The organism is Hymenobacter sp. M1-2, from assembly GCF_057808495.1.
This window is the reverse complement of the sequence record NZ_JBTYZO010000006.1, coordinates 106,789-120,680: the sequence shown is the minus strand read 5'-3', so window position 1 is coordinate 120,680 and position 13,892 is coordinate 106,789. Positions and strand designations below refer to the sequence as shown.

At 59.3% G+C, this 13,892-nt stretch carries 16 protein-coding genes and 1 tRNA gene; 10 read left to right on the top strand and 7 right to left on the bottom strand.

What is annotated here, in order from left to right; genetic code table 11:
• Nucleotides 1–5: 5 nt before the first annotated feature.
• Complete coding sequence (locus tag ACYSMN_RS07790) at nucleotides 6–620, bottom strand: MarR family winged helix-turn-helix transcriptional regulator (RefSeq protein WP_488923295.1); 615 nt, start codon at nucleotides 618–620, stop codon at nucleotides 6–8.
• Between the two features lie 166 nt (nucleotides 621–786).
• Here ACYSMN_RS07790 and ACYSMN_RS07785 point away from each other — a divergent pair, with 166 nt between their 5' ends.
• From ACYSMN_RS07785 to ACYSMN_RS07775, 3 genes are all read left to right on the top strand, one after another.
• On the top strand, nucleotides 787–1,992 hold the full coding sequence (locus ACYSMN_RS07785) for an MFS transporter (protein WP_488923294.1): 1,206 nt from the start codon (nucleotides 787–789) through the stop codon (nucleotides 1,990–1,992).
• Nucleotides 1,993–2,063: 71 nt separating this feature from the next.
• Nucleotides 2,064–2,315, top strand: coding sequence for a hypothetical protein (locus ACYSMN_RS07780; protein WP_488923293.1), 252 nt, complete (start codon nucleotides 2,064–2,066; stop codon nucleotides 2,313–2,315).
• A 36-nt stretch (nucleotides 2,316–2,351) separates the two neighbouring features.
• Nucleotides 2,352–3,557 (top strand): DUF763 domain-containing protein, encoded by a 1,206-nt coding sequence (locus ACYSMN_RS07775; RefSeq protein ID WP_488923292.1) that lies wholly within the window; start codon nucleotides 2,352–2,354, stop codon nucleotides 3,555–3,557.
• A gap of 137 nt (nucleotides 3,558–3,694) precedes the next feature.
• Here ACYSMN_RS07775 and ACYSMN_RS07770 read toward each other — a convergent pair.
• Nucleotides 3,695–3,768, bottom strand: a tRNA-Asp gene (locus tag ACYSMN_RS07770).
• A 237-nt stretch (nucleotides 3,769–4,005) separates the two neighbouring features.
• Here ACYSMN_RS07770 and ACYSMN_RS07765 point away from each other — a divergent pair.
• The 6 genes from ACYSMN_RS07765 (at nucleotide 4,006) to ACYSMN_RS07740 (ending at nucleotide 8,421) form a co-directional block, all read left to right on the top strand.
• A complete protein-coding gene (locus tag ACYSMN_RS07765; RefSeq protein ID WP_488923291.1) occupies nucleotides 4,006–4,953 on the top strand; it encodes an acetyl-CoA carboxylase carboxyltransferase subunit alpha in 948 nt (315 codons plus the stop codon).
• Between the two features lie 87 nt (nucleotides 4,954–5,040).
• Nucleotides 5,041–5,889: an MBL fold metallo-hydrolase gene (locus ACYSMN_RS07760; protein WP_488923290.1), complete on the top strand. Its 849-nt coding sequence runs from the start codon at nucleotides 5,041–5,043 to the stop codon at nucleotides 5,887–5,889.
• Between the two features lie 140 nt (nucleotides 5,890–6,029).
• Nucleotides 6,030–6,839 (top strand): patatin-like phospholipase family protein, encoded by an 810-nt coding sequence (locus ACYSMN_RS07755; RefSeq protein WP_488923289.1) that lies wholly within the window; start codon nucleotides 6,030–6,032, stop codon nucleotides 6,837–6,839.
• Nucleotides 6,840–6,923: 84 nt separating this feature from the next.
• Nucleotides 6,924–7,496: a 1-acyl-sn-glycerol-3-phosphate acyltransferase gene (locus tag ACYSMN_RS07750; protein WP_488923288.1), complete on the top strand. Its 573-nt coding sequence runs from the start codon at nucleotides 6,924–6,926 to the stop codon at nucleotides 7,494–7,496.
• An 87-nt stretch (nucleotides 7,497–7,583) separates the two neighbouring features.
• The gene (locus tag ACYSMN_RS07745; protein WP_488923287.1) at nucleotides 7,584–8,123 is read left to right on the top strand and encodes a hypothetical protein; all 540 of its coding nucleotides are present in this window, start codon (nucleotides 7,584–7,586) and stop codon (nucleotides 8,121–8,123) included.
• Between the two features lie 121 nt (nucleotides 8,124–8,244).
• Nucleotides 8,245–8,421 (top strand): hypothetical protein, encoded by a 177-nt coding sequence (locus ACYSMN_RS07740; RefSeq protein ID WP_488923286.1) that lies wholly within the window; start codon nucleotides 8,245–8,247, stop codon nucleotides 8,419–8,421.
• A gap of 203 nt (nucleotides 8,422–8,624) precedes the next feature.
• Here ACYSMN_RS07740 and ACYSMN_RS07735 read toward each other — a convergent pair whose 3' ends face one another.
• Both ACYSMN_RS07735 and ACYSMN_RS07730 read right to left on the bottom strand, forming a co-directional pair.
• Nucleotides 8,625–9,284 (bottom strand): DUF4159 domain-containing protein, encoded by a 660-nt coding sequence (locus ACYSMN_RS07735; protein WP_488923285.1) that lies wholly within the window; start codon nucleotides 9,282–9,284, stop codon nucleotides 8,625–8,627.
• Nucleotides 9,285–9,356: 72 nt separating this feature from the next.
• On the bottom strand, nucleotides 9,357–10,070 hold the full coding sequence (locus ACYSMN_RS07730) for a 16S rRNA (uracil(1498)-N(3))-methyltransferase (RefSeq protein ID WP_488923284.1): 714 nt from the start codon (nucleotides 10,068–10,070) through the stop codon (nucleotides 9,357–9,359).
• Nucleotides 10,071–10,247: 177 nt separating this feature from the next.
• Between ACYSMN_RS07730 and ACYSMN_RS07725 the strand changes: the two genes are divergently transcribed.
• Nucleotides 10,248–11,294, top strand: coding sequence for an SDR family oxidoreductase (locus tag ACYSMN_RS07725; RefSeq protein ID WP_488923283.1), 1,047 nt, complete (start codon nucleotides 10,248–10,250; stop codon nucleotides 11,292–11,294).
• A gap of 90 nt (nucleotides 11,295–11,384) precedes the next feature.
• Here the strand turns inward: ACYSMN_RS07725 and ACYSMN_RS07720 are convergent, their stop codons facing one another.
• The 3 genes from ACYSMN_RS07720 to ACYSMN_RS07710 form a co-directional block, all read right to left on the bottom strand.
• A complete protein-coding gene (locus ACYSMN_RS07720) occupies nucleotides 11,385–12,203 on the bottom strand; it encodes a tetratricopeptide repeat protein (RefSeq protein ID WP_488923282.1) in 819 nt (272 codons plus the stop codon).
• Nucleotides 12,200–12,742, bottom strand: a complete 543-nt coding sequence (locus ACYSMN_RS07715; RefSeq protein ID WP_488923281.1) for a hypothetical protein — start codon at nucleotides 12,740–12,742, stop codon at nucleotides 12,200–12,202. The genes ACYSMN_RS07720 and ACYSMN_RS07715 overlap by 4 nt, the downstream gene beginning before the upstream one ends.
• Nucleotides 12,743–12,953: 211 nt before the next feature.
• Nucleotides 12,954–13,760, bottom strand: a complete 807-nt coding sequence (locus ACYSMN_RS07710) for a S1/P1 nuclease (protein WP_488923280.1) — start codon at nucleotides 13,758–13,760, stop codon at nucleotides 12,954–12,956.
• Between the last annotated feature and the right edge of the window lie 132 nt (nucleotides 13,761–13,892).

Below are 13,892 nucleotides of genomic sequence, written 5' to 3'. Positions count from 1 at the left end.
GCGACTTAGCCGCGTTCAGTGTGATAGTGGTTGAGGCGTAGCAGCAAGTGTTCGAGCAACTCCAAATCGGCTTGCGTCAGGAGTTGGAATAGATCGTCGCTGATGTGGTCCATTTGGTCGCTGGCTTCCTCGAACACCTGCCGGCCAGTTGGCGTCAGCCCTACGCGCTTTTGCCGCCGGTCGGTGGCGTCTGGTCGTTCTTGCATGAGGCCCTGGCGCATGAGGCGGGCCAGCATCTGAATACCGGTGGTAGTTTCCAGCAAGTCGTACTGAAACAGCTGCGTCTTGGTGGGCTCCTGCAAATAATGCGCGCCTGCCAGTAGCGAATACTCGTCGATGCTTTGCAAGGGCGACTCCGTGAACTGCCGTTTGAAAGACAAGCGCATAAAGCGCGATAGCCGCCACAGGAGCATTGCTACTTTGTCGGATAGTCGCACCTGCTGGTAATGGGCTTCTTGGGGTAGCTCGGTAGCTTCTGGGCTAGGGGTGGGAGAGGTACGGCGGAGCAGCCAGCCCCCAAATGGAGCCAGAGCAGGCGTTTCGCCCGCTGCCATACACTCGGCGCTATAAGTTTCCCACTGCTGAATCAGCGGAACGATGCTAGGCGAAAGGGTTTGCATAAAGCAAAGATAGTGCAGATGTGAAAAAAATATTTCAGAAGTGGACAAACATTAGAGGAGCTACCTCGTTGATAAAGTATGCTCACTTATGAGGTATATAACTTCATAAAGGAGGTAAATCTTGATCATTTGACGATTCGCTTCTTCTCACCTCACTTTGCGACTTATGCACCCCAAAAAGTCACTCGGCATTCTTTTCTTCACCATCTTTCTAGACCTGATGGGCTACGGCCTCATCATTCCGCTGCTGCCTGGCTATACTCGTTCGCTCGGCGCATCGGCCCTGCTGGTTGGGGTAGTGGCGGCCGCTTATAGCGTTACGCAATTCCTATTCGGCCCCGTGCTTGGTAGCTGGTCCGACCGTATTGGTCGCCGGCCAGTGCTGCTCGGTACCATCGCCCTGAACATAGCGGCTTACCTCGTCTTTGGTCTAGCTCACACCTTGCCGCTGCTACTCTTTTCGCGCTTGCTGGCTGGTGCCGCCTCCGGCAACCTGTCGGTGGCCCAGGCTTATCTGACGGATATTACACCACCGGAGGGCCGCGCTAAGGCCCTGGGCATGATTGGCGCAGCCCTCGGTCTGGGGTTCATCTTTGGCCCGCCCGTGGGTGGGGCCGTGCAGTTCTACCTCGGTATTGAATGGGTGGGCTACGTGGCCGCCGCGCTGGCCGGGCTGAATCTACTGTTGGCGCTAGGGCGCTTGCCGGAGTCGCTGCCTGCCAGCCGGCCGATGCGCCCAGTGCGCCTGCTCGACGTCGAGGCGTTGGCTGCTATAAGCCGTTCGCCGCAGTTGCGGCGTCTGTTTAGCGTGTATTTTCTTTTCACGTTGGCCTTCGCTTTGCTCACCGTCACGGGCGCGTTGCTGTGGAAAGATAGATTTAAGCTCAACGACGCCCAGATTGGCTACACCTTCGCGGGTATTGGGGTAGTCACGGCTGGGGTGCAGCTAGGGCTACTAGGCCGGTTGGTGCCCCGCTTTGGGGAGCGGCGCCTGCTGCTTGCTGGTTTGTTGCTGATGGCTGTGAGCTTTGTGCCGATGCCTTTCATGGCGCCGGGCGCATTCGGCTCGGGTGAGTTATTGCTGATTGCCGTCTTCGGGCTGGGCTACGCGTTGGTGCTGCCTAGCGGCACCGCTCTGGTGTCGCGTTCCGTGGGAGCGGCCGAGCAGGGTCAGGTCCTGGGCCAATACCAGAGCGTGGCCGCGCTGGCTCGTATTGTGGGGCCAATCATGGGGGCGTCGCTTTACGGGTGGCGCATAGAAAGCCCCTACCTGCTGGGTGGCAGCCTGATGCTGCTCACGTGGCTGCTGGCCCAGCGTATCCGCCAGCCGGAGCCGCAACCGGAGCCTGCCGTCGTGCCAGCCGCGGCCTAAAGGTGCTCTGCCGCCGGCCATATTAGCCCTCGTTGTAGCGGCTCGTTTACATTTTCGCAACCTCTTCACTTATGCTCGCTACTGCTCCTTCTTTTCCTGCTGCTCACGTGGCACCGCCAGACGTGCTGGTGTTCAAAACCTCCGTTAGCCATCGGCAACAGGTGCAGAGCCTTACCCCCGTGCTCCGTCCGTTCGGCCGTTGGACCTTCGATCTAGAAGATTGCGACCGGGTTTTACGCGTCGAAACCGATCTTGGCAATGCGCTGCTCATCTGCCACCTGCTGCTGGCCCGAGGATTTGTCTGTGAGGAATTACCCGATTAATTGTTGCCAACTTACTCCTTACTTATCTGCCCAGGCATGAAACACTCTGGCTCCGCTGATTTGCCCCTTTATTCCGGCTCCGTACCACCCTGGCTGGCCGAACGGATGAGCCGCTTGGGGCTGGCCATTACGGAGGCCATCTTGCTCGAAGAAGGTACGGCCGGCTTTCTGGCGCGCCTTTCGGACCCGTTCTGGTTTCAAAGTTTCGGCGCGGTGTTGGGCATGGACTGGAATTCTTCGGGGGTAACCACGGCCGTGATGGGCGCTCTGAAACGCGTCCTCAACCCGCACGCCGCCGCGCTTGGTCTCTACGTATGCGGGGGCAAGGGTAAACATTCCCTGCAAACTCCCGCCGAACTACTGCGCGTAGGCGAGCGGACCGGCCTCGATGGTGTGGCCCTGGCCCGCGCCAGCAAGCTCACCGCCAAAGTAGATAACACGGCCATTCAGGATGGTTTTCAGCTCTACCTGCACTCTTTTGTGGTAGCTACTGATGGGCAGTGGGCGGTAGTGCAGCAAGGCATGCGCGGCGGTACGGCCAGCGCCCGTCGTTATCACTGGCACTCGCCTGCGTTGCGCTCCTTTGTAGAAGAGCCCCATAGCGGCATCTGCGGCGAGCCGCAGGGTCAGATTCTCAACCTCGTTGATGCGCAGGCTCAACCCGCGCAAACGGCTATTCTGCACATCGCACGGGAAGAGCCGGAACGCATGCTCCGCGAAATCCGACAGATGCGCCTGCCCAGCTACCACGAGGTGCGCGCCGCCGACGTGGACCTCAAGCGCCTCGGCGCCGTGCTCTACCTGGCTCAGGAGCAGGCTCCCGCCGCCTTCGAAGATGTACTGCTGTTGCCTGGCTTGGGGCCACGCACGCTGCAATCATTGGCCCTGGTTAGCGAAGTGATTCACGGCACTCCATCCCGCTTCACCGACCCGGCCCGCTTCTCGTTCGCGCACGGCGGCAAGGGCGGCCGGCCCTTTCCCGTGCCTACCCGCGTGTACGACCAAACTATTTCGGCTCTGCGTCAGACCGTCGAGCAAGCCAAAATCGGACACACGGACAAGCAGCACGCCCTGCAAAAACTGCACAAGGTGGCGGAGCGCGCCGAGCAGGATTTTACGCCGAATGATAAGTTCGAAGAGCTTCTCCAAAAGGAACGCGACGACTCGTGGAAATACGGCGGACGCACGTCTAGCGGCTATGTGAAACCACCCAAGCCAGGTCAGCAGCTGCGTCTGTTCTGAGCTGAGTGGGCAAGTAGCCAGAGTGCGATAGTTGAAGGCACTGCTTGCCCGCTAATACCCAACATTAGGCTGCCATTTGGCACAAAAAAGAAGCCCCCGTAAGTAACTGCTTACGAGGGCTTCTTTTTGCATTGCTGCGGTCCGGACGGGACTCGAACCCGCGACCTCCGCCGTGACAGGGCGGCATTCTAACCGACTGAACTACCGAACCAGTTCTTCACTGCCGGGGCGTTGAAGTGGTGCAAAAGTAGACGGCGGGGGTGGAGTACGCAACTATGGCCGTAAAAAAACCGGGAAAAAGGCGCTGCTCGTCTTGTTTGCGGCTGTTTATCAGCGACTAATTTTTTTGCAAAAAACGGCCCGCCCGCGCGGTGGGCTGTCTGCACGGCTTCGCTTACCTTTGCTTCCCTTCTCTCACTCCGCAACCCAGACGCATCCAACCGTGGCCATGCTCCTCGATTTTGAACAACCGATTGCCGCTCTCGAAGGCAAGCTCCGTGAAATGCAGCAACTGGCCCTCGACAGCCAGGTAGACGTTTCGGAAGCCGTAACGGCGCTCGAAACCAAGATAAAGGCCCTCAAAAAGGAAACCTACGCCAACCTCACCCGCTGGCAGCGCGTGCAGCTCTCTCGCCACCCCGACCGGCCCTACACGCTCGACTACATCGAAGGCATGACCGACAAGTTCATCGAGCTGCACGGCGACCGGACCGTGGCCGACGACAAGGCTATGGTAGGCGGCTTCGCCGAGCTCGATGGCCGCTCGGTGATGTTTATTGGGCAGCAAAAAGGCCGTAACACCAAGCAGCGGCAGTTTCGCAACTTCGGTATGCCCAACCCCGAAGGCTACCGCAAGGCTCTGCGCCTGATGAAGCTGGCTGAGAAATTCGGCAAGCCTATTGTGACGCTGATTGATACGCCCGGCGCGTTTCCGGGCTTGGAAGCGGAGGAGCGGGGGCAGGGCGAGGCCATTGCCCGCAACCTCAAGGAAATGTTCCTGCTCAAGGTGCCCGTCATCTGCATCATCATCGGCGAGGGCGCTTCGGGCGGGGCCCTGGGCATTGCCATCGGCGATAGGGTGCTGATGCTGGAAAACACGTGGTACTCGGTGATTTCGCCGGAGTCGTGCAGCAGCATTCTGTGGCGCTCCTGGGATTACAAGGAGCAAGCGGCCGAAGCCCTCAAGCTCACGGCCACCGACATGCTCGGCAATAAGCTCGTGGATGGCATCGTGAAGGAGCCCCTCGGCGGCGCCCACACCGACCCGGCGGCCATGATCAAAGCCCTGAAAAAGACCATCCTCAAAACTATCGACGAGCTGGAGGCCCTGCCCCACGAGGAACGCATCAGCCAGCGTATCGACAAGTTCTCCGCGATGGGCGTGGTGCTGGAATAAAGTCAATTGTTGAATTGCTGCATAATTAAATGGTTGCTCAACGGCGCGTTAGAAAGATCAGCCATTTAATCATTAAACCGTTAAGCCATGCAAATTCATACGCTCGATACCGGCCTGTTTAAGCTTGATGGGGGAGCCATGTTTGGCGTGGTGCCGCGTAGCATGTGGCAGAAACTCAACCCGCCCGATGCCAACAACATGTGCACCTGGGCCATGCGCTGCCTGCTGATTGAGGATGGCGGCCGGCTGGTGCTCGTCGATAATGGTATTGGGGAGAAGCAGGACGAGAAGTTTCGGGGGCATTTCTACCTGCACGGCGACGATACGCTGGAAGGCTCGCTGCGCAAGCTCGGTTTCACGTCGGCCGACATTACGGACGTGTTTCTCACCCACCTGCACTTCGACCACTGCGGCGGCTCGGTGGTGCGCACATCTGGCGGGGCGCTGGAACTGGCTTTTCCCAACGCCACCTACTGGAGCAACCAAAGCCACTGGGACTGGGCCGTGACGCCGAACCCGCGCGAGAAAGCCAGCTTCCTGAAAGAAAATATCCTGCCCATCCAGGAAAGTGACCACCTGCAATTCGTGGACCCCGCGGCCGGGGTGCCCGAGGCACTAGCCAGCTTCCGCGACATCCTCTTCGCCGACGGCCACACCGAGAAGATGATGGTACCGCTGCTCGAATACAAAGGCCGGACGGTGGCTTTTATGGCCGATTTGCTGCCCAGTACCGGCCACGTGCCGCTACCCTACGTGATGGCCTACGACGTGCGGCCCCTGCAAACCATGACCGAAAAGGAGCAGATCCTGCGCCGGGCAGCCGACGAAAACTGGGTGCTGGTGCTGGAACACGACCCCACCACGGAATGCTGCACCGTACAGCATACCGAAAAAGGCATCCGTCTGGCCGATACGTTCCGCCTGTCCGAGCTGTAACGCTCAGGCTCGTGCGCGGAACGGATTGCCGCGTTACGGGCTTAGTTCGAGAACTTTTTGGGGCTGCTTTGTAGCCGAGCTGCTTGATTTCACGTTGTTGGGTTGCGGTTTTTTCCTAACGCCAAACATGCCTGCTTCTCGTGGCCGAAACTGACAACCAACAACTAGCAATCAGCAACTCCCTGGCTTTGGCGCTTTCCGGGGGTGGGGCGCGGGGTATTGCGCATTTGGGCGTATTGGCGGCGCTGGAAGAGCTACAGATGCCGGTGGGCCGTATAGCCGGGGTGTCGTCGGGGGCTATTGCGGGCACGTTTTACGCGGCTGGGTTTCCGCCCCGTGAGATTCTGCGGCTGTTCATGGGCATCAATATCACGCGGCTCACGCGCATGGCATTCAGCCGCTACGGTTTGTTGCAGCTCGATGCCGTGCAGCAACTGTTTGCCCAGCACCTCGGTCCCGACTGCACCTTTGCCGACCTCAAGATTCCGCTCACACTCGTTGCTACTGATCTCACAGAGGGCGCGTCCGTTTATTTTTCGGAAGGCTCGCTGATTCCGCCGCTGCTGGCCTCTTCGGCGGTGCCGGTGCTGTACCGGCCGGTGGAGTACCAGAATCGGCAGCTCGTGGATGGCGGTTTGCTCAACAACCTGCCCGTGGACGCGCTGCTTGGGCGCGGCCTGCCGGTAGTGGCCGTGAACTGCATCCCAACCAACCGGGCGGTACGCGTCACGAGCTTTCGTAGCCTTGTGGAGCGCACGCTCAACCTGGTCATCAACGCCAACAGCACCCTCAGCAAGCTACAGTGCGACCTGCTGCTGGAGCCGCCGGATCTGCGCACGTACCGGCCGCTGGATTACCGCCGGGGGCAGGAGCTGTTCGATATCGGCTATACGTACACGCTGGCCCAGGCCGAGGAGCTAACGGCGCTGCTGGCGGTGCGGGCTTCCTAGTGGCATACGGGTGCGGGCTTCGCCTACATTTGTCTAGTTTTGATTTTTGGCTGCCCTTCTTCCACCCAGGGCGTTTTTTCCCGCATGGCTGCTCGCAAGACCTCTTCCTTCTGGTATCTGTTTTCAAAATTCTGGTTCTGGATAACCGGCTGGCGGCTGGGCTCACAGGTGCCGCCCGGCATCAAGAAGAGTATGATGATTGCCGCGCCGCACACCAGCAACTGGGATTTCATGTACGCCCGCGCCGCATTTTTCCTCATGGATGTCGATGTGAAGCTCACCATCAAGAAGGAGTGGACCACCATTCCGGTGCTGGGCGCGCTGGTCCGCTCGCTAGGCGGGCTGGCCGTGGATAGGAGCAAGAACAACAGCCTCGTAGACGGCATGGTGCAGCTTTTCCAGGAGCGTGACGAGCTGGTGATTCTCATTACGCCAGAAGGCACGCGCAGCTACCAGCCCAAGTGGCGCAAGGGCTTCTACCACGCCGCCATGGGTGCGGGCGTACCCATTCTACTCGGCTACCTCGATTACCAGAAGAAAGAAGCCGGCGTCGGTCCCGCGTTCTGGCCCACCGGCGACTACGAAAAAGACCTAGAGGAAATCAAAGCCTATTACCGCACCAAGCCCGGCCGCTTCCCGGAAAAAGGTGTACGTTGAGTCTGCAAACGCAAACGAGGCTTAGCTCTTGGCGTTTCTTCGACACGATTTCACTCCCCAAGCCACCCTCATATACCTATCCGCCGCATGGAAAAGCTGCAAACGTTGCTCTGGATACTGCTGGGGCTGGGAATTTTCATCTGGCGCATGGTGCAGAAGGCGCGGGCCGCTATAGCCCGCGACCAGCGGGAGCGGCCCGCCCGCACCGGGCAAGCGCCGCCGCTGCCGGCCGCTTCGTTTGAAGAACTGCTGAAGCAGATGCAGGCGAAAAATACCGCTCCTGCACCGCCCGCCGTGCCAACAGCCCGCGAAATCACGACCCCGGCCGGCCGACCATTGCCCCGCGAAACGCCGCCGGTGGCCCGTAGCCTGGAGCGTACCGAGCAGACGTCCCGAACCCTGGAAGCAACTCCCGAAGCCCGTTCCTTGGAGGTGCCCCTGCACGAAGCTCGCCGCGCCGCTCAACTGGCCCGCGCCAGCAACCGCCCCGTTCAGGAAGACTACTGGACGCGCCAAGCCGCCCAGGCGAAAGCACCGGCGCAGTCAGCCGTTGCCGATATGCTGAAAAACCCGGCCAACCTGCGCACAGCTTTCGTGCTGAGCGAGATTCTGCAACGCAAGTTCTAGGCACCGCGAAATCGTGGTCAGGGCGGAAGTCGCTGGCTTGAATGCCTGAGCCGAATTTTTGCCGCCTATACACGTCGATTCGCCCGCGCCGGCTGCCGACTAGCGTATTCCAGCTGGCACCTTGCGTGTTCAAGTTGCCAACTTCAACATTCAAGACGGCAACTTTAGTGTTCAAGACGGCAACTTGAGTGTTCAAGATGGCAACTTGAGCGTTCAAGTTGGCAAGTTTGCTGTTCAAGCCGGCAACTTGAACGTTAGAGTTGACGGGTTTGTGAAAGAAGCCACTGAAGCCGCTTAGGAACTGTAGTTGAACGTCAGGTCGTGCTTCGGCAAGCGGATACCGGGTGAGGCCATGCCATTCTAAACAGCTTCTGTGGTTTCGATTGTAGACCAAGTAGCCGGTGGTGCCTAAATCCGTAGAGCAAGCCTTTATATTATCACTCACGAAAACGCCCGGCCTACACAGGTCGGGCGTTTTGTGTAAGTAGCAGTTTTAGACAGTTAGTCTTGGGTGAGGGCGTAGGTCACCAGGTTGGCGCCCATCTTCAGGGCGGCTTCGTGGGTTGCGGGGGTGTCTTCGGGGTAGGTGCCGAGGTCTTCCCAGCCGTTGCCCAGGTCGCACTCGTAGCTGTAGAAGCACACTAAGCGACCTTTGTAGAGCAAGCCGAAGCCTTGTGGACGTTTCCCGTCGTGCTCGTGAATTTTGGGTAGGCCTTTCGGAAACTGGTATTTCTGGTGGTAAACGGGGTGGGAGAAGGGCAGCTCCACGAAATCCAGCTCGGGAAAGACCTTCTTCATCTCGGGCCGGATGAACTTGTCGAGGCCGTAGTTGTCGTCGATGTGCAGGAAGCCGCCGCCGGTGAGGTAGCGGCGCAGATTCTTGGCTTCGGCCTCCGTGAAAGCCACGTTGCCGTGCCCGGTCATGTGGATGAAGGGGTAGGTGAGCAGTTCCGGCGAATCCAGCTCCACGGTGGCTTCATCGGGGGCAATGTTGGCTTTGAGGGCTTGGTTGCAGAAGCGGATGAGGTTGGGCAGGCTGGTTTTGTTGGCGTACCAGTCGCCACCGCCGCCGTAATGCAGCTTGGCGATGCGGAAGCTGGGGGCCAGCGGCGTGGCGGCCGTAGCGAGGAATAGCGTGAGGGCCAGCAGAATGCGAATCATAGGGTTTTGAATGAGCTAATGGTGGTTCCCGCAGAGGTTCGCGGAGGAAACGCAGAGGTACGCTGAGGTCGTTCAACGAGCTGCCAATTCGCGGGCCACGTGTACCGTGTGTACGGCGGCCAGCGCGGCCGTTTCGGTGCGGAGCCGGGACTGGCCCAGCGTCACGGGGCGGATGCCGCGGGCAAAAGCAGCCTCGATTTCTTGCGGCGTAAAGTCGCCTTCGGGGCCGATAAGGATGCAGCAGCCGGTGCCGCTGGCGGCTACCCAGGCCAACGCTGTACGCTCGCCGTCGTCGAGGTGGGCAATAAAGGTGGTTTCCGGTGCCACTTCGGCTACGAAAGTTGTGAAGTCCGTCAGCTCGTCGAGTTGTGGCAGCCAGGTCTGGCCCGACTGCTTGAGCGCGCTAACCGCAATTTTCTGGAGCCGCTCCAGCTTCAGCTCGCGCCGCTCCGAGCGGGCACAGCGCAGAAACGTCATCCTATCCACGCCAACTTCCACGGCCTTTTCCATCAGCCACTCCATCCGGTCGAGGTTTTTGGTGGGCGCCACGGCTAAGTGCACGAAGTACGGGCGACGCGGTATCTGCTGCTCATCAGTAACTCGGAGCTGGCAGCGTTTGGGATTGGCATCGGCTACTTCGGCCCGGTACCGGCCGCCGCGCCCGTTTACCAGTTCCACGGCCTCGCCAGCGGCGAGGCGCAGCACCCGCACGGCGTGCTTGCTTTCATCTTCGGGCAAGGTGTAGGTGGTGCCCGCGAGGTCGGGGGCGAAGAAAGTGTGCGGCATGGGGCAAAGGTAAAGCGGAAAACGAAGCAGCTTACGGCGCTCGGCAAGCACAACTGGCGGACGGCCCCCAGGTATAGATGCCTAAGGCTACGTGTGGATCTGGCACAACACGAAGCTAGGCCGGCCGTATGCTTAGGTATTGTTCGCGCTGTTTATCAATCTTTTCCCACAACCATCATGGCTGTTAAACTCAAAAAACTCAGAGACCAAACCATCGTCATCACCGGCGCTTCGTCAGGTATAGGATTGGTTACGGCCCGCCTAGCGGCCCAAGCCGGCGCTAAGCTCGTACTCGCCGCGCGCAGCGAAGAAGCCTTGCGCCATCTCACCGAGGAAATCCGGCAGGCCGGTGGCCAGGCCACCTACGTAGTGGCCGACGTGAGCAAGCCCGAAGACGTGCGGCGCCTAGCCCAGGAAGCCGCTAGCAAGTACGGCGGCTACGACACCTGGATCAACAACGCCGGCGTGAGCATCTACGGCAAGGTGGAGGAGGTGCCCATAGAAGACATGCGGCAGCTGTTTGAAGTGAACTTCTGGGGCCTCGTAAATGGCTCTTTGGAAGCGGCCAAGCACCTCAGAACTAAGGGCGGCGCCATCATCAACGTGGGCAGCATCTTGTCCGACATCACGGCCATTCTGCAAACCATCTATTCAGCCAGCAAGCACGCCGTGAAAGGCTTTACCGATGGTCTGCGTATGGAGTTGGAAATGGATGAGGCGCCTATCTCCGTCACGCTCATTCAGCCCGCCGCCATCGACACGCCGTACCCGGTGCACGCCAAAAACTACATGGAGCGCGAAGCTCAGCACGCCCCACCCGCCTACGCCCCCGAAACAGTAGCCCGCGCCATTCTGCACTGTGCCGCCACGGCGGAGCGCGAGGTGGTAGTAGGCGGTGGCGGCAAGGCCATGATTGGCATGAACCGCTGGACCCCGGCCCTGCTCGACCAGTTCATGGAAAAGGCGTTTTCCAAGCAGGAAAAGGCCGAGTATCCGCCGCGCCCACTCCAGCAAAACGCCCTCGACCGGCCCATGGGCAAGCTGGAAGAGCGGGGCAACTACCCCGGCCACACCCGCGAGACCAGCTACTACACCGAAGCGGTAACGGCTGGTACTCCGGCCTTGCGCACTGCCCTAATCTTAGGCGCTGGCGCCGGCGTAGCACTGGCGGCGTGGCTAGGCGGCAAGTCCAAAAACGGCAACGGCCATTCGTCGGATAATTAGCCGGACGTCATGCTGAGTCATAAAAAAGCCCCCGCTGACACATGTCGGCGGGGGCTTTTTGTTCGGGATGAATAAGTTGTTGCAATAGCTTTAGGGTTGCAGCATCGTCTCGATATCTCGCAGTGATACCTCATCGGGCATACTGACGTAGGGGTCGTTGAGGTGGTATTTGTTCTGCCAGAGCTCTTTGGCTATCTGAAGCTGAATGGCCGCCGCTTGCGGGTCTTTGCGCTGCTGGTGGGCCCTGGCCATGTAGTAATAAGTTTCGGCCAGCTTTTCATTGATGGTGCGCTGCTGCGCGAAATCGGCCAGAGCCCCAGCAGTATCGTGCAGACGTAGCTTGGTGACGCCGCGGTGCAGGTAGTCATAGAGCCCGACCCTGTCTTTTTTTATATTGTCGGCAATGCACTCATCGAAGGTGGCTAGGGCCCCGCGCAGGTCGCCTAGTTCACGTTGGCAGAGCGCCGCCACGATGCGCAGATCGTAGCTGCCATCGCCGGACTGAGCCGGTTCGTTGGGCGCTAGGGTGCGGAGGCGGGTGATATCGGCCAGGGCACCGGCATAATCATGCAGAAACTTGAAGCGGCACCAGCCCCGGTCACCGAGGAAGCGAGTGGGCTGCAAACGCACGGCTTCGTCCATGAGCTGCTTCCAGGTACGGAAGTCGCCACGCTTCAGGAACGCCACCGATTTTTCGTGGTAGGCCTCGGCGAAGGTGGGACAGATGGCCAGGACCCGGTCGAAGTACACTTGTTCCTGAATAGAGCCCTGTGGGTACTCAATGGCCCGTAGGTACAGCTCGCAGGCCGCGCGCTCGGGCGTACCCGCGGCATATACGTTGCAGTTGGGCTGGGCCATTGCAGCACCACCCATTAGTACAAGCAGCAGGAGGGCAAGAAACTGCTTCATAATGTAATGTCCTGAACCCGGCCAGCCCGGACCACAAACGTGATGTAGAAATAGCTGTCCTGAGCTTCGCTCCCAATTTTGCCCGGCTCCCACTGGTGTAGCTGTCGGCAAGCGGCCAGTACTTGTGCCACTAACGCTGGGGCAAAAGAATGCGGCTGATACGCAGCATCAAGGGCACTCACCCGAAACCGGTCGGTTTCGCTCAGGTGGTTCACCACAAAACGCACCGTAAGATAGCCCTCGTCGGTGCTGCCCGCTGGTGCGGAGCGCAACGTTTCCAGTAACTCCCGCCGCAGTTCCAGCCGGCCGCCAGCGTAGGTGGTAGCGGTGTTGAAATTATAGTATTGGTAAATGGGCCGGCCGGCGCGCAAGGCAAAGTCGGCGCGGTCCTGGGCCGGGTCGAACAGAATGTCACCCACCTGATACTTCGGGTTATAAACCAATGGTATAACCGCCGGCCGGATGAACCCCTGGGCTTGCCCGCTGAACGGCAGCAGTAGCAATAGTGTGGCTAGTAATGTGGCACTTTTGATAACCATGTTCAAATGTAGAAGGGGAAGCCCCAGAAACGGTAGTTGGTTTGGGATTTCTAGACAGGTTACTGCAAAAAAGTCCGGCGACTCACTTGAGCCACCGGATTGTGGGGATGAAACCGTTTTAGGGAGCCTAAGCAGTAGTCGCTGAAGGTAGTAACTTGGTCGCGTAGGAACTCGTCTTCGACTCGTGTGCGGAGCGGATTTCCGCGTTACGTTATCCTAATGCCTCATTCAGCAAGGCCGCTAGCCGTACGCCGGCTTGTTGGATGCGGCGCTTCATCAGTTCGGAGTGGGCGGGATAGTATTTGTAGTCGATGTCGCCGGGTGTTTCGGCGTTGTTTGCGCCGGCTGGTACTTCCTTATAGATCTGCTCACTGGCTTGGTACGACTCCCAAAACCACTGTTCCGGCGTCGCGGCCTGCCACTCCCGAACCTGGCGGCCGGGTAGCTTGTAGCTGTACTGCGTGGCCATTTCGGTGTAGCTCAGGCCCTGGTAGTCGATCAGGCCGCTGTCCCAGAGGCTGTGCAGATTGGTGTCTTTGCCCCGGTATTTGAGTTTGATGTCGTTGCCGCCTTTGTCTTCGGCATGGCCCGTGTGCAAGGGCTGGTGCGCGTCGCCGACGATATGAACGATGAATTTCAGCGCCGCTATCTTTTCGGCTTGCGTTTTGGCTGGGTCCGCCAGTTCATTGAGTTTGGCTTGCAGGGCGTTGTAGGCGTTGGGTTCCGTTTGGGCTTTCAGCGCCTGTACGTATTGAGTTTCATCGAGGCCGCTCGGCAGGTTCACGTAGTGCCAGGGCGACGTCTCCTTGAACTCCGGGTAGTTGCGGATTTCATCGGGCCAAGTGCTGACTAAGGCCAGCGTTTCGGTGCCTAGCAGGCGCTGCACTTCGCGGCGAGCTTTGCGGGTGAGGTGCTGTTCGGCAATCTTGCCCACGGCACGGTGGCCATCAACGCCCCAGGCCCACAGGCTCAAAGGAGAAAGAAGCAACAAAAAAAGCGGCAGCAAACGCTTGCGCATACGAGGGAGAAATTAAAATGAATCACAAAACTAGTCTGTTCTGACTTGACTCATACGGGTTATTGCGAGCTCCGAAAATGTGTTTGCGTTAAGTTTTTAACACGCCGCCAGCCGCAAAGGGCTGTACCTTAA